The 19,302-nt window shown below is 44.3% G+C and carries 19 protein-coding genes; 11 read left to right on the top strand and 8 right to left on the bottom strand.

What is annotated here, in order from left to right; genetic code table 11:
- Positions 1 to 2 precede the first annotated feature (2 nt).
- The 4 genes from KIT51_07525 to KIT51_07510 all read right to left on the bottom strand — a co-directional run bounded on the left by KIT51_07525 (position 3) and on the right by KIT51_07510 (position 4,284).
- The gene (locus KIT51_07525) at positions 3 to 1,490 is read right to left on the bottom strand and encodes an HlyD family efflux transporter periplasmic adaptor subunit (GenBank protein ID UYN88087.1); all 1,488 of its coding nucleotides are present in this window, start codon (positions 1,488 to 1,490) and stop codon (positions 3 to 5) included.
- A gap of 110 nt (positions 1,491 to 1,600) precedes the next feature.
- Complete coding sequence (locus KIT51_07520; GenBank protein ID UYN88086.1) at positions 1,601 to 2,821, bottom strand: hypothetical protein; 1,221 nt, start codon at positions 2,819 to 2,821, stop codon at positions 1,601 to 1,603.
- A gap of 7 nt (positions 2,822 to 2,828) precedes the next feature.
- Positions 2,829 to 3,686 carry a hypothetical protein gene (locus KIT51_07515; protein UYN88085.1) on the bottom strand — a complete coding sequence of 286 codons (858 nt, stop codon included), beginning with the start codon at positions 3,684 to 3,686 and terminating at the stop codon, positions 2,829 to 2,831.
- On the bottom strand, positions 3,676 to 4,284 hold the full coding sequence (locus KIT51_07510; protein ID UYN88526.1) for an RNA polymerase sigma factor: 609 nt from the start codon (positions 4,282 to 4,284) through the stop codon (positions 3,676 to 3,678). The genes KIT51_07515 and KIT51_07510 overlap by 11 nt, the downstream gene beginning before the upstream one ends.
- A 146-nt stretch (positions 4,285 to 4,430) precedes the next feature.
- Here KIT51_07510 and KIT51_07505 point away from each other — a divergent pair, with 146 nt between their 5' ends.
- Together KIT51_07505 and KIT51_07500 are read left to right on the top strand one after the other, a co-directional pair.
- The gene (locus KIT51_07505; protein UYN88084.1) at positions 4,431 to 5,201 is read left to right on the top strand and encodes a class I SAM-dependent methyltransferase; all 771 of its coding nucleotides are present in this window, start codon (positions 4,431 to 4,433) and stop codon (positions 5,199 to 5,201) included.
- A 2-nt stretch (positions 5,202 to 5,203) separates the two neighbouring features.
- Positions 5,204 to 5,860 (top strand): HAD family phosphatase, encoded by a 657-nt coding sequence (locus KIT51_07500; protein UYN88083.1) that lies wholly within the window; start codon positions 5,204 to 5,206, stop codon positions 5,858 to 5,860.
- A gap of 75 nt (positions 5,861 to 5,935) precedes the next feature.
- Here KIT51_07500 and mdh read toward each other — a convergent pair whose 3' ends face one another.
- On the bottom strand, positions 5,936 to 6,865 hold the full coding sequence (gene mdh, locus KIT51_07495; GenBank protein UYN88082.1) for a malate dehydrogenase: 930 nt from the start codon (positions 6,863 to 6,865) through the stop codon (positions 5,936 to 5,938).
- Positions 6,866 to 6,971: 106 nt separating this feature from the next.
- Positions 6,972 to 8,336 carry a tRNA lysidine(34) synthetase TilS gene (gene tilS, locus KIT51_07490; GenBank protein ID UYN88081.1) on the bottom strand — a complete coding sequence of 455 codons (1,365 nt, stop codon included), beginning with the start codon at positions 8,334 to 8,336 and terminating at the stop codon, positions 6,972 to 6,974.
- Between the two features lie 29 nt (positions 8,337 to 8,365).
- Here tilS and KIT51_07485 point away from each other — a divergent pair, with 29 nt between their 5' ends.
- The 9 genes from KIT51_07485 to KIT51_07445 all read left to right on the top strand — a co-directional run bounded on the left by KIT51_07485 (position 8,366) and on the right by KIT51_07445 (position 17,442).
- Complete coding sequence (locus tag KIT51_07485) at positions 8,366 to 9,904, top strand: Organic solvent tolerance protein OstA (GenBank protein ID UYN88080.1); 1,539 nt, start codon at positions 8,366 to 8,368, stop codon at positions 9,902 to 9,904.
- A gap of 86 nt (positions 9,905 to 9,990) precedes the next feature.
- Entirely contained in the window at positions 9,991 to 10,695 is a 705-nt protein-coding gene (locus tag KIT51_07480) for a T9SS type A sorting domain-containing protein (GenBank protein ID UYN88079.1), read from the top strand.
- Between the two features lie 79 nt (positions 10,696 to 10,774).
- The gene (bamD, locus tag KIT51_07475; GenBank protein ID UYN88078.1) at positions 10,775 to 11,587 is read left to right on the top strand and encodes an outer membrane protein assembly factor BamD; all 813 of its coding nucleotides are present in this window, start codon (positions 10,775 to 10,777) and stop codon (positions 11,585 to 11,587) included.
- A gap of 2 nt (positions 11,588 to 11,589) precedes the next feature.
- A complete protein-coding gene (locus KIT51_07470; protein UYN88077.1) occupies positions 11,590 to 11,913 on the top strand; it encodes a DNA-directed RNA polymerase subunit omega in 324 nt (107 codons plus the stop codon).
- A 10-nt stretch (positions 11,914 to 11,923) separates the two neighbouring features.
- On the top strand, positions 11,924 to 13,126 hold the full coding sequence (gene coaBC / locus KIT51_07465; protein ID UYN88076.1) for a bifunctional phosphopantothenoylcysteine decarboxylase/phosphopantothenate--cysteine ligase CoaBC: 1,203 nt from the start codon (positions 11,924 to 11,926) through the stop codon (positions 13,124 to 13,126).
- Entirely contained in the window at positions 13,119 to 14,018 is a 900-nt protein-coding gene (locus KIT51_07460; protein ID UYN88075.1) for a DUF4835 family protein, read from the top strand. Before coaBC ends, KIT51_07460 begins: the two co-directional genes overlap by 8 nt.
- Before the next feature lie 91 nt (positions 14,019 to 14,109).
- Positions 14,110 to 15,762 (top strand): DNA repair protein RecN, encoded by a 1,653-nt coding sequence (recN, locus tag KIT51_07455; protein ID UYN88074.1) that lies wholly within the window; start codon positions 14,110 to 14,112, stop codon positions 15,760 to 15,762.
- A gap of 420 nt (positions 15,763 to 16,182) precedes the next feature.
- Positions 16,183 to 16,671, top strand: coding sequence for a hypothetical protein (locus KIT51_07450; GenBank protein ID UYN88073.1), 489 nt, complete (start codon positions 16,183 to 16,185; stop codon positions 16,669 to 16,671).
- 303 nt (positions 16,672 to 16,974) lie between these two features.
- A complete protein-coding gene (locus tag KIT51_07445) occupies positions 16,975 to 17,442 on the top strand; it encodes a hypothetical protein (protein UYN88072.1) in 468 nt (155 codons plus the stop codon).
- 68 nt (positions 17,443 to 17,510) lie between these two features.
- Here KIT51_07445 and KIT51_07440 read toward each other — a convergent pair whose 3' ends face one another.
- Both KIT51_07440 and KIT51_07435 read right to left on the bottom strand, forming a co-directional pair.
- The gene (locus KIT51_07440) at positions 17,511 to 18,296 is read right to left on the bottom strand and encodes a lipocalin family protein (protein UYN88071.1); all 786 of its coding nucleotides are present in this window, start codon (positions 18,294 to 18,296) and stop codon (positions 17,511 to 17,513) included.
- A 135-nt stretch (positions 18,297 to 18,431) separates the two neighbouring features.
- Entirely contained in the window at positions 18,432 to 19,253 is an 822-nt protein-coding gene (locus tag KIT51_07435; GenBank protein ID UYN88070.1) for an AraC family transcriptional regulator, read from the bottom strand.
- Between the last annotated feature and the right edge of the window lie 49 nt (positions 19,254 to 19,302).

The raw sequence follows: 19,302 nt of genomic DNA, 5'->3' as shown, positions 1-19,302 counted from the left end.
ACTCACTGCTTTTCACGGTTGGGCGCTGTACCTGGCGCTGATTTTTCCTGCTGGCCACCTTCCCTGCGTTGGCCCTCCCGTTTTCCTTGTCTGCCTTGCTGACCATTTTGCGGGTTAGCCTGCATTTGAAATTGACCGGCTCCATTGGCAGATACTTTAATTACTTGTCCATTGGGTAGTGTAATTGTTTGTTCGCCTGGTCCTTCCTCTTGTTTCGGTTCTTGTTTCTTGCGTTTGCCGTTCAACTCTGGCAACAAGCGCACATCACCACCCCGTGAGGATGGCAAAGAAAGGTACAGTCGATCGTTCACTTGCAAGCCGGCCAGCACTACCGCATCGTTGGCATTGGTTTCGCCCAGCATAATTTCCTGTTTCACTGTGTTAATTCCTTCCCGTTTAAAAACGTATGTAATGGAGTCGGCCTGGCTGTGCAGGCACTCCAGGGGGATAAACAGTACACTATCCAAAACAAGGGTTACAATTTTATTGCTGGTAGTCATGGCAGGGCGTAGCGAAGGATCGGTGCCGGCAATCTGTACATCAACCTGGAAAACTTTCGCATCACTGTTTGGACGCTGTTCCCCTACGTTGGCCACATTAACCACCTGGCCCGAAAGTTTTTTATCTGGGTAGGCATCTAAACCGATCTCCACTTTTTGGCCCGGCTTAACTTTTCGTACATCTACTTCATTAACATAGGTCTTTGACATCATGGTTGTTAAATCGGGAAGTGTGGCCACCACAGGGTCCCACGTGCTGATTTGTGAGCCTGCCTTTATCGGTTTGTTGTCCCATCCCTTGCGGTAAATAACCATGCCGGGTTCGGGTGCTACAATATTAAAGGCTGAGTTGAGCGTCATCATCCCATTGTACTCATTTTGCACTTTACGCAGTTCGGCATTTACCGTACGCATTTTTTCAATGTTTTGGCGTTTCCTGATCTTGTAATTTTCCAATGCCTGTTCAAGGGCGCGTTGGGATTTCTCTAAATTGATTTCATTTTGTTTGATCGTTGCGGGAGGCTCAAACTTGGATTGCTCAAGGATTATTTTTTTCTCATCTACATCGTACCGTAAATTGATCAACTCATCGCGTGATTGGCGTAGTTGAAGCGTAGTGTCCAATTGTGTTTGAACAAAGTTTGCCTGGGCTTTTTCCAATTCAATCTCTTTATCCTTGATCCGGCCTTGAAATTCAGAACGGTCGAGAGTAGCGATCCAGTCACCACGCTGAACCACGGTACCTTCATTGACAATACTTTGGATGGTGAGGTTATTGACCCGATACTCCCGCAGTTGTGTGGGTGCCTGGATCTTCACCGAGTTTTTAGCCTCCAACTCACCGGTGGTTTCAATTTCCACCCGGAAAGTACCGCGTTGAACCGTAGCAAAAATATCAACAGCATCACCTTTCTTGTTGCTCTTATAAATCATAAAAGCAATTACAAAAACAACAATAACACCTCCCGCAATGATCAGATTTCTTTTCATGATTTTGGTAATAAGATCTTTAACAAAAATAATCGGGTGGCCTTCGTTTGAAAAACCACCCGAATAATAACTTACCCTATTGTGTAACTACTCACCAGTATAAAGCAAGGTTACTGGTTCTGGCCCCTTTTTGCAGAAATTTTTCCAATGGCCGCGTCTTTACTGATCTTTCCTGCTGAATAGTCTTTCAGCACACTACCCTTCACCGAAAGTTCAAGCGATGAAGGAATGCCACAACCCTCGCATTTGGTTAACGTAACATTGAACACCAGCGATTCATTCTCACCGATGCTTTTTAACGTGCGGCCATATTCTACCATATTTTCTTTAAGTTCCTTCTCGAATGCCGGGTACATTTCTTTTACCTTTTTATCCCGCGTAACCTGATCAACATCGTTAAGTTTTGCTGTGGGCATGTTGAACAAACCTGAATTACGGCTTTGATTACTGCTGTACACACGCATGTAGTACACGGCACCAAAATCTTTTAACCGTTCGAAGTAAATGCCCTCATCGGTAAAAAAGGTTGATGCCAAATCCGACCGGTAGAGACGGTTAAATATGCTCGACAACAACTCCAGGTCAGGTTCAACAGCGTCTACCGATTCGGTGTTCACTACTTTAACTTTCCCCAGCGCCTGTTCGCGTGTTAATTTACCTTGCTTAAATGCAGCCATATCGGTCTTTGCAATTTCAGCTGAGAGGTAAGAGCGTTTTGGCGTTGTGAAGAACTGGTTCACCCATACCCGAGGACGATCGCCACGGTTAGTGATTACAATTCGCTCGTTGGCGCCAAGCTGACTGATCATATCGCCATAGTCGACCAGGAAATCTTTTACAGCTACCAAAAGCTTTTCATTATAAGCGTTTCTGACACTGTCCATATCAAGGGAAGAAGTTCTGGAAGCTTTCCCTTTTAGCCTGACACGCTGATCTTCTTCACGTGCGCGTTGCGCCTCTTCACGGGCCTGCTGTTCCAACACGCGAATCTCCTTGCTTGAAGGGCTGGTTACCGAATATGAAAACGATCCGGGGCGTTCACCGTCAATCCATACCATATCACCAAAATCGCCCGAGAAACTCATGGCAATGGGTGTGGTGAAATCGGCCGGGAGACGAAACGTTACCCCATAACCGGCCTGGTAGCTCCCCTCTACTTCCAACCCAAAGAACATCCGTTGTTTATCAAATTGCTGACGGATCAATGTCTTCAATACATTCTCTGCCACCGCTATGTCACGCCCCATGCGTGCCTCATCAATCTTTTGTGCGAATAAGGGCAAGGCCATCAACACAAAACCATAAACTATTTTGCCTGCTATTTTTCTCATTGATTTTTTAATTTTTAGTTGTAAACGATTTTGAATTATCAACCGAAGAGATGATGCTGGTCAAAATCTGTTCGGTTTCATACTTAAATAAATCGGTATTCTGTTCAATTGAATTTAACCTGGCTTGCAATACCTGTAGATCATTCCGGTTTTGTTGCTCAAGGTACCTGGCAAAATCAACCAACAACTCCTCAATATATTTTCGCTGATCGGTTGAATTTAAGGTGAGGTAATCCTTTATCATCCGGGCATTGTCAGCCTGCAAAGTCATGGCAAATTGCCTGATTTGTTCATCCGATGCTTCGGAAACCTGGTGCATCAGTTTGTTCAGTTGCTCGTCAGACCGCGAGGCTATTGTTCTCCTGATGGATTCATCCAGTTTGTGATGTGAGGCAGACCATTGGGCAGTCCATGCTTCGTTTTGCTGCGAAAGCGATTGGTTGATCATTTGCTGGACATCGCTCGAAGTAAGTGCCGGCATAGCCGTTGCCTTCTCCAGGTCAGCGTTCTCAATCCGACTGCCAAACCCGATCGTTAGTGTGCTGTTATCAACAGAAATGTTCAAGCCTGTAAACTTACCTGCCAACATGATCAGGGTTAACGATGCGGCAATGCCCAACATGGTTTTTCCAAACGAAGTGTTCCAGAAATAGTGCGACCGTTGATTGTCCAATACAAGCGGGGGCACGATCACTTCCTTATCGGAAATACCCGCCATAATGCTCCGCACTTCACGCAGTGCTTCAAGTTCGCGCAAAGCATCAGGATGATCCTGCAGGTAACGCTCAACAGTTGCCCTTTCCTTTCCTTGTAACTCACCATACAGGTACGCCATCAGCAATGCTTCATCGGGTTTAAAGTTCATAACCAATTGTTTCTTTTGTAATCTGTCTTCTTTCCAAAATCTTTTTCAATGCATCCAGTCCGTAATACATTCGCGACTTCACCGTGTTTTCAGGAACATTCAGTGCCTCGGCAATTTCCCTGAACTTCAATCCTTCGTACTCTTTCATAATCACTACTTCCCGTTGCTCTGCGCTTAACTCCATCAGGCATTGCTGCAGCAAATCCGACAGTTCCTGTTGCTGGTATTGCCGTTCAGGGTTTTCATTTCTTCGCACGGCTTTTTCCCATGCGGGTGAATCCTCTGCATCAGCATTCACCATATGGTCGAACGAGAGTGACCGCGAGTTTTTTACTTTTCGTGCCTCTTCCCTGCAACTGTTTACCGTGATTTTATATAACCAGCTTTTAAACCGCGTTACCTCCTGTAGAGCCTCAACGTTGCGACACATGGATATGAAGGTTTTTTGACAAGCCTCCATCGCCAGGTCATGATCAAGAAAAAACTTGAAGCAGTAATTGTAAATACGTTTATACCATAGCTGCACCAGTTTACCCTGTGCATTCCTATCCCCTTGCCGGGCGCGCTCGACCAGCGAATCGGAATGCATCAGCGCCATGTCGGGTAAAGTTTCTGCATGCATGAACAAACGTTTTTTGACTGGCTTAACGGCTAAATCTACTCTTGGATGAATGGAAAGTTAAAAAAGTTTTAAAAGGGCAATTTCTTGAGGCAAACTCATTAGGGAGTATCTTAGCGCCTTTTATGAAAAAACTGGTCTCCTTTATAATCAGGAATGTGCCACGTAAATACCTGCAGCGCATTACCGGGCTTGGCCAAAAGGTACTTACTGTTGCGTACACAGGAAATACAGTAATGTGCCCTGTATGCGAAAAGAAATTCAGGAAATTTTTGCCTTACGGACGGATAAGGCCACGCGAAAATGCCCTTTGCCCAAATTGCCTCGCGCTGGAGCGGCACCGGCTTATTTGGCTTTACCTGAAAGAAAAGACCAGCTTCTTTGAGAAACCATTAAATGTTTTGCATATCGCACCTGAAACGTGCTTCATTAACCGTTTTGAAAAACTTCACGGCAAACGTTATGTCACGGCCGACATCGAATCACCGCTGGCCAAAATAAAAATGGACATTCACCAAATGCCTTTTCAGGATAACCATTTCGATGCAGTACTATGCAACCACGTACTGGAGCATGTTACCGATGACATACAGGCCCTGCGTGAAATAAACCGTGTGCTAAAACCCGGTGGTTTCGCCATCGTGCAGGTACCGTTTTTCAACCCCATACCCGATGTTACGTTAGAAGATGCTTCAATTACTGAACCCAAAGAACGCGAAAAATTCTTCGGGCAAGATGACCACGTTAGGAAGTACGGTAAAGATTATGCAAAACGTATAGAGCGCGCAGGGCTGCTGGCCGTGAAAGATCATTTTATTGATGATTTAATGCCCGAAACCCGCGAACGCTTTAAACTTCCCAACGGAGAGATTATTTATAAGGCTATTAAACCCTGATTATGTCAAAACCATTTGCTGTTATTTTCGATATGGATGGTGTTATCGTAGACACGAATCCCTTTCACAAAGAAACCATTAACCAGTTTTGCAAAAAGTATGGCTTTCAGTTAACAGATGAAGAACTGCGCACTAGAATTTATGGGCGCACCAACCGCGAGTGGATAACGGCTTTATTTGGTAAATTAACCGAACAACAACTGGAAGCTTACGCCTTTGAAAAAGAGCAAATGTTCCGCGAGGCCTACGCTGCACATATAAAGCCTGTAGAGGGGCTCATTTCATTTCTTGAAATGCTTGAACAAAACCACATCGTCCGATCCATTGCCACCTCCGCACCCCGTGCCAATGTTGATTTTGTTTTGAAAGGAACCGGTATCGGGAAATATTTTAATATCATTCTGGATGAAAGCATGGTAAGTCATGGCAAGCCCCATCCTGAAATTTATCTCAAATCAGCAAAGGCACTAAACCTGCCAAACCAGCAATGTATCGTCATTGAAGATTCGCTGTCGGGTATACAGGCAGGCAAAGCTTCAGGCTCGAAAGTGATAGGTATTACTACTACCCATGCTCCCGATGAAATGATGGACACCGATCTTGTTATCGACAATTTCAATGCCCTTACGCTCGCCAAACTCATCACCTTAATGCGGTAGCACAGCGCAAAATAAAAGTGCCGGACAATGATCCGGCATTTTTATTTATTTGTGTAGGATTTCAATCCAAAAAGATTAGCCCAATTTATCCAGCACGTCCATTACTTCACGCACGGCTTTACGGCTGGCTTCAAGCAGCGCTTTCTCATCGTTGTTCAAATCCAGTTCAATAATTTTTTCAATTCCGTTTTTACCCAACACAACCGGAACGCCCAGGTAGCAATCTTTAATTCCATATTCGCCATCCAGTTGTACGCACACCGGGAAAACCCTGCGTTGATCGCGAACAATGGCTTCTACCATTTGCGCAGCCGCTGAACCGGGCGCATACCAGGCCGAAGTGCCCATCAGCTTAACCAGCTCGCCTCCTCCAACTTTTGTCCGCTCCAAAATTGCATTGAGTTTAGCACTGTCGATCAGTTCAGTAACCGGAATACCGGCAACTGTGGTATAACGCGGAAGTGGCACCATGGTATCGCCATGTCCACCCAACAACATCGCCTGAATATCCTTAGGCGAAATGTTTAAGGCCTCTGCCAGAAAGGCGCGGTATCGCGCGGTATCCAAGATACCCGCCATACCAAAAACTTTAGTCCGCGGTAGTTTAGAGGAAAGGTGTGCCTGGTAAGTCATTACATCCAATGGATTCGATACTACAATGATGATTGCATTGGGAGAATGTTTGATGATATTTTCAGTAACGGATTTAACAATGCCGGCATTGGTACCAATAAGGTCATCGCGGCTCATGCCCGGTTTGCGGGGCAAGCCGGAGGTTATCACTACAACATCCGAACCGGCTGTTTTGGTGTAATCATTGGTTGAGCCCACGGTACGCGAATCGTACAGATCGATGGGAGCCTTTTGCCAGATGTCAAGCGACTTTCCTTCGGCAATACCTTCTTTGATATCTACCAAAACAATCTCATTGGCAATTTCACGGTATGCCAATACATCGGCACAGGTTGCACCTACGTTACCGGCACCTACAACAGTTACTTTCATATGCGTATAAAGGTTAAGTTATTTTGATTCATTAGCTGCTACCACCAAAGACCGGAGGTTCAAAAGCGTGGCAATTTATTAATCGACCGGCCAAAGAAAAAACATATCACCCAAAATATGGCGATACCGTAAACTGCATTGTTTGGCGCGTATCGGAAGTTATTTTGAAGCGGTTGTCGATGCGATGCCCGACTACCCAAATAACCTGCCCACCCGATTCAAGTACGGTAACCCGGCTTTTATCAGCCAATGAAACTTTTTCATCAATCAACAGGTCGCTTACTTTCTTTCGGTGATCCATGCCTAAAGGATAAAATACATCCCCCGGTTTCCACAGTCGCCAAACCAGGGGAAACTTAATTTTATCGGCATCAAAAAAAGCCTGCCATTTAGTATCCATTACCAACTGGCCTTCTTCCAACACCTCCATGGCCCATGAACCCAATAATGCCTTGGGCTGACCTTTTTGAATAGTTACCTCCTTCCAAATATCAGCTTTCGGAAAAAGTATCAGCGCATCGCGGTCGATAACCAAATCGTGTGCAGCACCAATAAATCGCTTCCCTGCCTGACCGTGAAGTGCGTTAATTGCAGAAACACAAACATCGTAATTAAAACCAAGATGATTAATCAGCCTGAACAATATCGAAGCTCCCCCTGAAGGAAACTGGTCAAAAGCTTCTTTTTTGATAATGATTTTATCATCAAAATGCTCAGCGTATCCTTTTGCCCACTTTTCAAAAGCCCAATCCTGCAGATCCTTCTCCCCAGCCAGTTTATCCAACCCACGCTGAAGGGTTTGTTCCAACGATGGGTTAAGTTCATGCAACAGGGGCATAATGTTGTGGCGGATAAAGTTTCGCTGATAATCGGATGTGCTATTACTGGAATCTTCGCGCCAGGCAATCATCTTTTCTTTAGCATACTTTTCAATATCGCTTCGTGTAGCAAACAAAAGCGGGCGAATGATTTTACCGTTTTTTACGGGTATCCCACAAAGCCCATTTAATGAACTTCCATTTACCCAATTGAGCAATATCGTTTCGAATGAGTCATTCAAATGGTGGGCGGTTGCTACAAGATCATAATTTGCTGACTCCAGCAGTTCTTCAAACCAGGCGTATCGCAATTCACGCGCGGCCATTTGAATAGAAAGTCCGTTTTGCTGTGCATAAACAGCCGTATCGAACCGCCTCGAAAAAAAAGGAAGCGCATGCTGCTCGCAATACGACCTTACAAACTGCTCATCACCATCCGACTCATTGCCGCGTAACCGGAAGTTTGCATGGGCAACACCGATGGGAATACCGGTCTCCCGAAACAACTGCACCATTACCATAGAGTCTATGCCACCGCTTACCGCCACCACTACCCGGCTTTGTTCGTTAAAAAGTTGATGCCGCCTATTATGGTTCAGAAATTGCTCTAACACGCGCCAAAGATACAGCAGCCAACATGAGGTTTTTAGCATGCCCTAAGTTTTTGGTTAATTTTGCCGGTATGCGCTATAGTTTGCTCCTGTTAATCCTTGTTTCGTGCCATTGGGTTTTGGCGCAAAACCGGGTTACCCTTAAACAGGCCGACCAACTGATTGGCGGGGTAAAAGACGGTGAGCGGTTCGATCGGGTAATCGGCAACGTAATCTTTGAGCAAAGCCGAACGACCATCCATTGCGACTCTGCACTTTTTTTCAGGACCAGGAACATTGTCGAAGCTTTCGGAAGGGTGAAAATTATTGAGGGCGACTCGGTAACCATTACTTCTAACCGGGCCGAGTACGATGGAAATACACGCATAGCAAAACTTCGAAGTAATGTTGTGTTTACCAAATTGGCCACCGCCACCCTTTATACCGACTACCTCGACTTCGACCGGCTGAAGAATGAAGCTTACTACTTTAACAAAGGCAGGTTGGTAGATAGCATTAATGTACTGACCAGCAACAAGGGTTATTACCAGGTCAACTCAAACATTGCATCGTTTAAACGAAACGTTGTGGTTACCAACCCAGATTACAACATGAAATCGGATTCGCTGCAATACAACTCCCGTACAAAAATCATTTACTTCCGCACCGAAACCACTGTGACCGATAAGGAAGGCAACACCTTTGTTTACGAAGGTGGTGAATACGATACCCGGTCGCAACAGTCGGACATAAAGCAAGGCCAGGCCGAATCGCAGTCATACACCCTAACCGGAAATAAATTGAAGTTGGATGACCTGCGTAAATTCTACACCGTGAAAGGAAACGTGGTGATGACCCATAAAGAAGAGAACCTGGTTATTTATGGTGACGATGCCTGGTTGGATAAACGAAAAAATATTGCGAAAGTGTTTACCAATGCCTGGCTTACCAAAGTAACCGAAGAAGGAGACACCTTGTTTATGTCAGCCGATACGTTGGTCTCCATTGATAGTGATGACCCGGCCAAAAAAAGATTGCTGGCGTACAACAACGTAAAGATTTTCAAGAAAGATATTCAGGGATTGGCCGACTCGCTGGAGTATCGGCAATCAGACTCAATTATGTTCCTGTACAAAGCACCGGCCTTATGGACAGCCGGAAACCAGATGACTGCAGATACCATCAGCATGTTGATTGAAAACAATACGATAAGCAAAATATTTTTAACGGTTAATGCCTTTGTTATCTCAACCGACACCTTAAAGAACTTTAACCAGATTAAGGGCAGGAAGATGACTGCCTACTTCAAAAAAAACCAGTTGCATCGTGTGGTAGTGGAGGGTAACGGAGAGAGTATATATTTTGCCCTGGAAGATAAAACCAACCTGCTGATGGGCATGAATAAAATCATCTGCAGCAACATTACCATCCGCTTTAAAGATGCCCGGGTTAATAACCTTAGCTTTTATGTGAGGCCGGATGCAGATTTTATACCTCCGCACGAACTCAAAAAAGACGATCTTCTGCTGAATGGTTTCCAGTGGAAAATTGAAATGCGACCCACCCGAAAAGAGGTGGTTAAAAAAACCAACTCACCGCAAATGCCTGCCGCGGAACGAGCCCGGCTTTAATTTATTGTTATCAGAACATAAATATTCGCTTTTCTCCTATGAAATGAGCGGGAAAAAGCTAAATTTTGAAAAACTTCATAAAGTTTATGAAGAAGACTCTACTCCTGGCTTTTATTCTATTTTGGGTTTCAGCTTCGGCTCGGGCACAAAGCTTTGAGGTTTCAGGCTATTTGGAGAACCATCGGGGGTATATCGGGGATTTGATCAAAGCCCCTATACAAATCAAAAACATATCCGGAAAGGCTATTACGCTCATCCTCCGCAAAGATGACTCACAAATTGGAAGCACCCAACGGAGTTTAATATGCCCGGAGGGTAATTGCGAAGCAGGCCATCCCGATGATTTAACCCTTCGCCTTGAGCCCGGGCAAAGCCAAAACCTCGTATTGGCCCTTGATGCAGGGCTTGTTTCAGGATTTAGCACAGTTCGTTACGTTATCCTTAACAAATCGAATCACCTTGATGCTTCCAGCCTTGAGATAAACTTTAGCGTAGAAGAGAAGCCTGTAAAAAGCGACCTTTACAGTTCCCGCTTTATAACCATACACGATGTATACCCCAATCCGGTGAGCGACTTCGCCCACATTGATTACCGGCTCCTGACCGATAAGGTTAAGGCTAAGATTTTGATCCACAACATATTAGGAAGTGCCCTGTCGGAATATGAATTACCTTACCTGGACAATCGTGTTAAAATCCGGGCCGAGGAATTTACAGCCGGTATTTACTTCTACACTCTATACCTCGACAATGAAGGCGTGATGACCCGCAAACTCATTGTTAAGCGATAATTTTTAACCAAAACGCATAGCGCCCAAGACAAAAACATCGTTTTAATGATTTATTACGATGTACTATATTTGCGGGCTTATGCAGGTACGATCGACCGGAATATTTTTCATACTCGTCCTTTTTGTTGGGGTTTCATGCAGTAAATTCAGGAAAATTGAAAAAAACCCTGATTGGCGCGTGAAATATGAGGCCGCATCAAGGTATTACGATAAAAAGGACTACTACAAAGCCTCCGTTTTGTTTGAGCAGGTGATGCCCATAATCCGGGGTTTACCCGAAGCTGAAAAAGCCCAGTTTTACCTGGCCTATTGTCAATTCCACGAAAAGCTTTATTTGTTGGCCTCCGAACAGTTTAAAACCTTCTATGAAACCTACGGTCGAAGCACCCTGGCCGAGGAAGCACGATATATGTACGCCTACTCGCTCTTCAGGTCTTCTCCCGGTTCAAACCTCGACCAAACCGGTAGTATTGAAGCCATGGCGTCCATGCAGGAATTTTTAAACCGCTATCCAAACAGCAAGTACCGGGACCAAGCCCTGGATGTGATCTTCACCACCCAGGACCGGTTAGACCAAAAAGGCTTTGATAATGCCAAGCAGTATTACCGCATGCGCCAGTACAAGGCTGCCATCGTTGCGCTTAAGAATTTTCAGGACAACTTTCCCGATTCCAAACACCTGGAAGAAGCCCGTTACCTGATTATTGCCTCACAATATAAACTTGCCGAACAAAGCATTTATAGTAAGCAACGCGAACGCTACCAGGAAGTAGTAAATACCTATATCGACTTTATTGACCGTTATCCGAGCAGCGCCTATTTAAAAGATGCTGAAAAGATGTACGTAGAGAGTCTGGAAAAACTTAATAAACTAAAAAACTTAAATTCGTAACCATGGCTATCCAATCATCAATTGTAACACGCGATCTTGAAAAAATTGCAGAACCTACTGGCAACTTATATGAATCAGTAGTTATTATCTCAAAGCGTGCCCGCCAGATTGCCGTAAACATCAAAGAAGAGCTAAACAGCAAGTTGGCTGAGTTTGCCACTACGGTTGACAACCTGGAAGAGGTATTTGAAAACCGGGAACAAATCGAGATTTCAAAATTCTACGAACGTATGCCCAAGCCTACCAACACAGCTACGGAAGAATTTCTGGAAGGAAAATTAAACTACAGGTTCCGCGAAGAGACCGAAGCAGGTAGCGAACAATAACAACCACACCATGCTGCACGGTAAGAAAATACTGCTTGGAGTTACCGGTAGCATTGCCGCTTACAAAGCAGCATTTCTTGTGCGGTTATTGATCAAGTCGGGGGCGGAAGTAAAAGTTATTATGACCCCTTCCGCAAAAGACTTTATAACACCCCTTACGCTTTCAACACTATCCAAAAACCCGGTGCTGTGGGAGTTTATAAAAGACAACACCGGCCAATGGAACAACCATGTTGAATTAGGCCTGTGGGCCGATGTAATGATTATTGCACCCGCCAGCGCAAATACTATAGCTAAAATGGCAAATGGCCTGTGCGATAACCTCTTGCTGGCCGTTTATCTTTCTGCACGATGCCCGGTATTCCTGGCACCCGCCATGGACCTGGATATGCTGCAACATCAATCTACAAGCACCAACCTGGAGAAGCTAAAACAGATTGGTAATTTTATTATAGACCCTGCCCATGGTGAACTTGCCAGCGGTTTAACCGGCACCGGACGAATGGCTGAACCGGAAGAAATTGTTGGCAGCCTCATTGATTTTTTTGAACAACGCTTACCGCTGAAAGGTAAGCGGGCTTTGGTTACGGCCGGGCCTACCCACGAAGCACTGGATCCCGTGCGGTTTATTGGCAACCACTCAACCGGAAAAATGGGTTATGCACTTGCCGAAGCATTAGCCGAGAAGGGTGCAACCGTTCAACTGGTTTCAGGACCTACGGCCTTACACACTAACCATGGAAGGATAAACGTTATCCCTGTAACTTCAGCCGAAGAAATGTATAATGCCTGTAATCAGTTGTTTCCACAAGCCGACATTGCCATACTTGCAGCAGCCGTAGCCGATTATAAACCGGCCGTAAAAGCAGATCAGAAAATAAAAAAGAAAGATGAAGCGCTCTCGCTTGAACTGATCAAAACACACGATATTGCCGCTGCCCTGGGTAAACAAAAATCAACCGGTCAATTTATGGTTGGCTTTGCGCTGGAAACCGAAAATGAAACCGCCAACGCTTTAAAAAAGCTCGAATCAAAAAACTTCGATATGATCGTGCTGAATTCACTCAACGACACAGGTGCGGGTTTCGGCCACGATACCAATAAAATAACAGTGCTGGACCGCCAACAACAGGTTACTTCCTTCAGCTTAAAAAGCAAAAGGGAATTGGCGTTGGATATCGTAAATATGATTATCGACAAACTTCATGCGTAATCTGGCCATCGTCATATTCACTTTAGGTAATCTGTTTGCACTCCAGGCGCAGGAGTTAAATTGTATCGTTACCATTAATGTCGGGCCGCGGGTACAAACAACCGACCGGTCTGTTTTTACGGATATGAAGAATGCCTTTCAACAGTTTTTAAATACCCGTAAATGGACCAACGATAGCTACCTGGCACACGAGAAAATTAACTGCAGCATGCTCATAAACATTAATGATATGCCGGCAATTGGTATTTTCAGCGCTTCCGTACAGGTACAGGCTGCCCGGCCGGTTTACAACACCAACTATAACAGCCTGACTTTTAACTTTGCCGACCGCGATTGGGAGTTTGATTACCTCGAATCACAACCCCTGGAATTTAACGATAACACCTACACCTCAAACATCACCTCCATGTTGGCGTTCTACGCCTACACCATTATAGGTATGGACTACGATACGTTTAGTGAACTTGGAGGAACACCTTACTTTCAACGTGCTCTTCAGGTGGTAAATAATGCACAATCCTCTAACCGTCCCGGTTGGCAGTCAGTGGGCAGTATCCGTAACCGGTACTGGCTCATTGAAAACCTCATCAACCCACAGTTTGCAGATGTACGCAAAAACCAGTACACCTACCACCGCCTGGGATTGGATACATTTGACAAAGATCCGGACACCAGCCGTGAAATTATTTTGAAGGGACTAAAGGATGTAAAAAAAGCACGCGACATAAACCCCAACGCAATCGTTATTATTTCCTTCCTTGACGCCAAAGCAAAGGAGATTTCGAATATTTTTTCGAGCGGACAACTTCCCATACGTAAGGAAGCCTACGACTTACTCACCACCATCGACCCTACCAACCGTGCCGGGTATGAGAAAATCCTGAAAAACTAAGGAACCAGCACACCAGGTTAAATCCCTAATTTTTCTTTTGCCATTGGAACTAGGTTAGTGCAACACGTATATTTCGGGACTTAACCAACTTGTGCTTAAACACCTTACCATAAAAAACTATGCCCTCATCCGGCACCTGGAGTTGTCACCTTCCGCAAACCTGAATGTAATTACAGGTGAAACCGGAGCAGGAAAATCCATTATGCTGGGTGCCATTGGGTTGCTTATGGGCAACCGGGCAGATACCAAAGTACTGTGGGATGAAAACGAGAAATGCATCACCGAAGGTGTGTTTGAAATCGGTGCCTATAAGCTGCAGGAATTTTTTAAGGCCGAAGACCTGGATTATGACGACCATACTGTTCTTCGCAGGGAAATAAACCCCGGAGGAAAGTCGCGTGCTTTTATAAACGACACGCCCGTAACGGTAGAAGTACTTAAAAGACTCGGCAGCCAGTTAATGGATGTTCACTCGCAACACGAAACCTTGCAGTTGGGCAACCAAACCTTTCAATTGAGATTGGTAGATGCTTATGCCGGTAACGAAAACCTGCGGGAAAATTATACGGCTGCATGGAACACCTACCAAACAACCAAAAAAGCTTTTGAAAACCTTCAGGCACAAGCCGATACCCTTCAGCAAGAAGCAGACTTTATAAATTTTCAACTGGAAGAACTGGTGCAGGCAGGATTTGAAGAGGGAGACCAGGAAAAACTGGAAGCTGAACTGAAAATCATGGACCATGCCGAAGATATCAAAAGCAGGCTAAACACTTCGCTGGATTTACTTTCACGTTCAGAATTTACCACCCGTTTCGCCTTGGCCGAAGCCCGCGGGCATTTGCAAGCCGTTGCCGGGTATGCCAAAACGTATGAAGACTTATTCCAACGGCTCCAAAGCATGGTAATTGAACTGGATGATATTGTAAAAGAAATCGAGCATGCCGAAGCCAACATTGATTTTGATCCGGAACATGCCCAAAATGTTAAAGAACGGGTAGACATGCTTTACCGCTTACTGAAAAAACACCGGGTAAGTACTGTACATGAACTGTTACAACTGCAACACGAACTGCAACAAAAAGCCAACCTCACCGCAAACCTGGATGACACCCTGGAAAAATCAAGGAAAGATTTTGAACAGGCCAAACACGTACTGAAGAGCAACGCTACTAAACTTAGCCAATCGCGGTTAAAAGTGTTTGGACCTTTGTGTAAGCAAATCACAACCCTGTTAAAAGAGCTCGGTATCCCACAAGCCACACTCAAAATCGAACATCAGCATACCTCACCAACAATAACCGGAACAGATAACATAGAAATCTTTTTTAGCGCAAACAAAGGCATCGCACCTCGTCCCTTAAACCAGGTGGCTTCGGGTGGCGAGTTCTCGCGCCTCATGTTTTGTATAAAGTATGTAATGGCCGAAAAAACCGAAATGCCCACGCTGGTGCTGGATGAAATTGACAGCGGTATTTCCGGTGAAATTGCCATTAAGTTGGGTAAGCTTATGAAGGGCATGGCAAAAAAGCATCAGCTTATTTCCATTAGCCATTTACCACAAATTGCCGCCAAAGCCGATCAGCATTATTACGTATATAAAGATGATGCCCGTGCAAAAACGGTTAGCACTATTAAAGCGTTAAATGATACTGAACGCGTTGAAGAAATTGCCAAGATGATTGGCGGGGATAAGCCTTCAAAAGTGGCGGTAGAAAACGCGCGGGAGTTGTTGGTCCGTTAATGGCAGATCTCTTAGTTCGAAGTTCGAAGTTCAAAGTTCAAAGTTCAAGTTTAGTAGTTCATAGTTTGTACCTCGTAGTTCCTAATTCGCAGTTCGTACCTCGTACCTCGCACCTAACCATGTAATATTTCCCTCCGTTTTCAACCTGCCTGTAAATAGTCAACCTGCAAATGCAGCAAAATTTAAAGGGCAGTAGTATAAAATGCGCACCGTAGCTAGTACAACCAGTCAATAGTTATTAGTAAAAAACTACCATTTTAAATATGTATGTTTTTTGAAATGGTTGCCATGAAGTGCGGTAGTGAAAGTTTTAAATTTGGTTAAACATTTTTGCTGTATTTGAGTAACCTGATCCTTGGGCTATGGATATTGTTTTAAAACATTTCACTTTGAATTGTTAGGTAAAAACGCTGACAACCTATGAACACAAAAACTATTTTTTTTACCGTACTAACTTCTACACTGGCAAGTGTTGCTTTTGCACAAGAAGAGAAACCCAACATAAAGCTTACAAAAACGGAAAAAATATGGATAGCGGCTTATGATGATACCACCAAAGCGCTTGCTACATTGTTTTTGAATAAACGCCATCAAATTCGCAAAGAACAGGAAACCGGATATTATGTATTAGGCGCCTCTGTGGTGGTGTTGGGCACAGGCTTAATGCTGTCATCACACAACTCACCTACAGGATCGGGCGTTGCAATAGAACAGGACATGGACATGAGTTTTGTACCTTTACTTTTGGGTTTTTCAGGCGTTATGTGGTCGGGTATTACTTTGGGTGGAAATGCTTTGATGTTACATCCTTATACCGTAAAAAAATACAATAAATTGGTGGGCCTTCATGCCGCAGGGCAACCGTTACCACGGTTTTATACCAAAAGGCTCACTCCCTTTTTGCGCTAAAAAGGCAGTCGCGGCAAGAAGCCGCGACTCACAGGTATTCTACCCTGCCCAACTTATGCCGTTGTTGGTGTTGTGCAGCGGCCATGCGGGCAGGTCACCAACAACGATTGTTATTAAAAATTTATGGATAATGGCTAAAGGTTTTCGGGGTTACAGCCCGCAACACCAATAAGGGCAAGGGGCCTTCGGCCCGATTTTCTATGATGGTACCACTGAAATTTTAACCCAACTTATGGCCGGTATCCGTTATCGGTTCTGCGATGATTAGTTGTGTAAGCACTTATAAATCAAAGTATTCTCGCTATGAATTTAAAAATCAATTATTTATGCATACTGGTGCTGCTAGCTTCAGCATCAGCCTTCGCACAGGAGCTTGAGACAACTGAACTTAAATTTACCAAGCATGAGAAAATATGGGTAGCAGCTTATGACGACACTACAACAGCCCTTGCCGCATTATTCACCAGTAAACGTTATCCCTACGAAAAAAGGAAAAAGAACTATTTTATGCTTTTAGGTGTCTCCAGCGTAGCCATTGGTATTGGAACTATTTTGACGCTTAATGATCCCAGCATGAACGATGATACCGGCTTCATTCTTATTGTTGCAGGCACATCAGGTTTAATTCTTACAGGATTCTATTTATTGATAGAAAACACTATGCTTTATCCTTACACAGTTAAGAAATACAAAAAACTATTATCGGGTTATGAAGCTGGTGAGCCGATTCCATCTTTCTATTTAAAACGATTAACACCCTTTCTAAAATAAAAAAAGGCGGTCGCGACAAAATGCCGCGACCTATGCCCCTCAACTAAACAACTCAAAATCAAAAATCATCAGGCCTTCACCTGGTGTAAAATAATATAATTGCCGCTTGATTCGTACCCGATAACCAACGTGTCTTCGGTAAGTTCGAGCAAATCGAAATTAATCAGGCTTACCCCAGGGCGTTCGGATATGTAACGGGTCTCATCTTCTTCAAAGCGCCAAATACCTTCTACGTTGGCCGGGCATCCTTCCTCTGTATAGGTTATGGTATACGTGCCGTTAGTGAAATTGGTAATCCGGGTATTGATCTGGCACGGTGTTAATGGCGAATCAAATCCATTAACCGTGCGTTTCTGGTACTTCCAGGTTTTGGATGAACTGCCGGCTATCATTTGTGCACGGGTAAGAAACGGATCGTTTGACACCAACGTGTACGTTTCTTCTACAGCAAAACCAAACAAATTCAGTTTCCATTTTAAGGTGCTTTCCGTAAGGGAAATAATTTCTACCAGAAAGCCATCAAGGGTTAGTTGCTTGCCGTTTACGCTCCAGTTAAATGAGCCTCCAGTTTGGGCCGTGGTACCGTTTGAGCACGGCTCTTGCAAACAGGTAAAGGTTGAAAACTCACCAGTTTTATCGGACTTAAAGCGTATTTTATTGTAGGCCAGTTCACACGTGCCTAAGCACTCTACGTCTTCTAGAACCTTCTGCTCGGCTAGCCTCCATGTTTTTATTGCTCCACCTGATAGCAGGTTTACATCAAAAGATGGTTTCTCATCATCGTTACAGGAGGAAAGCAGTAATGGCAAAATAACCCCACACACAATTAATAGAGAAAAGTAATTCTTGTTCATAGGGTTTAAAGTTTCTGTAGCTTTTTCCAAATGTAATGCCTCGTATGCGGGAACACATTGTAAAAATCCGAACAGTAATAGTTGATACTGTTGATTGGCTTTCAATTAATGAATAATCTTATATGCAACACTCTCTTAGCTGCCCAGAAAAAATTTCTCGAAATCGGTAGGCTTGGCAAAATATTGAGCAGGCGTAGTGCCGGTAAAAAATTTAAAATCGCGGATAAAGTGGGATTGGTCGTAATACCCGCATTCGTGCATGATGTCGTGCCAGGATTTTTCACGGGCACCATTTTGAAGCAAAGCAAATATGCGGTTAAAACGCAGTATGCGGTTATAGAGTTTGGGAGTTACACCCACTTGTTTTTTAAATGAGTTTTCTAAGTGGCGTTCGCTGATGTTAAGATGTTTTGACAGCAGATGCACGGAGCATAATCCTTTGTAATGGTGCATTTCGTTAAGGGCGGCATCTACTACCGAAGGTTTGTGGGCAACTTCAAGGTGTGCAGAAACAAACTTCTCCACAATGACAATACGTTCGTAATCACTTTCAGCTTCTAGTATCCGGGCTGAAACTTCATGGATCTGCTTGCCCAGTATAACATCGCCTGCAACCGATAAGTCGGTAAGTTCGTTCATGGGTACTTTAAACACCGAATAAAAAGCAGCCGGGTAAAACTCGGTGCATAAAACACCAATGTTGCCGGTCATTTCCAGGTAAATTTTTCGTTGGGTTATCGGACCCAACACACCATGGTAAGGGACTTTCTCAGCTTTGCTATCGCTGTACCGGACGGTCTTGAACTGATCGCCATACAAAAATTCAAGCGTTGGAACCACCAATGGTAATATTGGCTGTATATGAAACTGATCCTTTTCAAACTGCACCTCGTAAATACAGTGCCGTTTAATAACGGATTTTAGTTTTTCACCCGGTGGATAAGCTTTAAGATGCATACAACATGGCAATATAACCTTAACAAGCAAAATTGGTTTTCAGGATTAA

The organism is Cyclobacteriaceae bacterium, from assembly GCA_025808415.1.
Lineage (GTDB): Bacteria > Bacteroidota > Bacteroidia > Cytophagales > Cyclobacteriaceae > UBA2336.
Note: the sequence above shows the minus strand (reverse complement) of the source record. Positions and strands in the feature narration are given on the sequence as shown.

Bases quoted from the DNA above. Each gene is read 5' to 3' on its own strand.
- KIT51_07525 (UYN88087.1), bottom strand. From the start codon at position 1,490: ATGAAAAGAAATCTGATCATTGCGGGAGGTGTTATTGTTGTTTTTGTA.
- KIT51_07520 (UYN88086.1), bottom strand. From the start codon at position 2,821: ATGAGAAAAATAGCAGGCAAAATAGTTTATGGTTTTGTGTTGATGGCC.
- KIT51_07515 (UYN88085.1), bottom strand. From the start codon at position 3,686: ATGAACTTTAAACCCGATGAAGCATTGCTGATGGCGTACCTGTATGGT.
- KIT51_07510 (UYN88526.1), bottom strand. From the start codon at position 4,284: ATGGCGCTGATGCATTCCGATTCGCTGGTCGAGCGCGCCCGGCAAGGG.
- KIT51_07505 (UYN88084.1), top strand. From the start codon at position 4,431: ATGAAAAAACTGGTCTCCTTTATAATCAGGAATGTGCCACGTAAATAC.
- KIT51_07500 (UYN88083.1), top strand. From the start codon at position 5,204: ATGTCAAAACCATTTGCTGTTATTTTCGATATGGATGGTGTTATCGTA.
- mdh (UYN88082.1), bottom strand. From the start codon at position 6,865: ATGAAAGTAACTGTTGTAGGTGCCGGTAACGTAGGTGCAACCTGTGCC.
- tilS (UYN88081.1), bottom strand. From the start codon at position 8,336: ATGCTAAAAACCTCATGTTGGCTGCTGTATCTTTGGCGCGTGTTAGAG.
- KIT51_07485 (UYN88080.1), top strand. From the start codon at position 8,366: ATGCGCTATAGTTTGCTCCTGTTAATCCTTGTTTCGTGCCATTGGGTT.
- KIT51_07480 (UYN88079.1), top strand. From the start codon at position 9,991: ATGAAGAAGACTCTACTCCTGGCTTTTATTCTATTTTGGGTTTCAGCT.
- bamD (UYN88078.1), top strand. From the start codon at position 10,775: ATGCAGGTACGATCGACCGGAATATTTTTCATACTCGTCCTTTTTGTT.
- KIT51_07470 (UYN88077.1), top strand. From the start codon at position 11,590: ATGGCTATCCAATCATCAATTGTAACACGCGATCTTGAAAAAATTGCA.
- coaBC (UYN88076.1), top strand. From the start codon at position 11,924: ATGCTGCACGGTAAGAAAATACTGCTTGGAGTTACCGGTAGCATTGCC.
- KIT51_07460 (UYN88075.1), top strand. From the start codon at position 13,119: ATGCGTAATCTGGCCATCGTCATATTCACTTTAGGTAATCTGTTTGCA.
- KIT51_07450 (UYN88073.1), top strand. From the start codon at position 16,183: ATGAACACAAAAACTATTTTTTTTACCGTACTAACTTCTACACTGGCA.
- KIT51_07445 (UYN88072.1), top strand. From the start codon at position 16,975: ATGAATTTAAAAATCAATTATTTATGCATACTGGTGCTGCTAGCTTCA.
- KIT51_07440 (UYN88071.1), bottom strand. From the start codon at position 18,296: ATGAACAAGAATTACTTTTCTCTATTAATTGTGTGTGGGGTTATTTTG.
- KIT51_07435 (UYN88070.1), bottom strand. From the start codon at position 19,253: ATGCATCTTAAAGCTTATCCACCGGGTGAAAAACTAAAATCCGTTATT.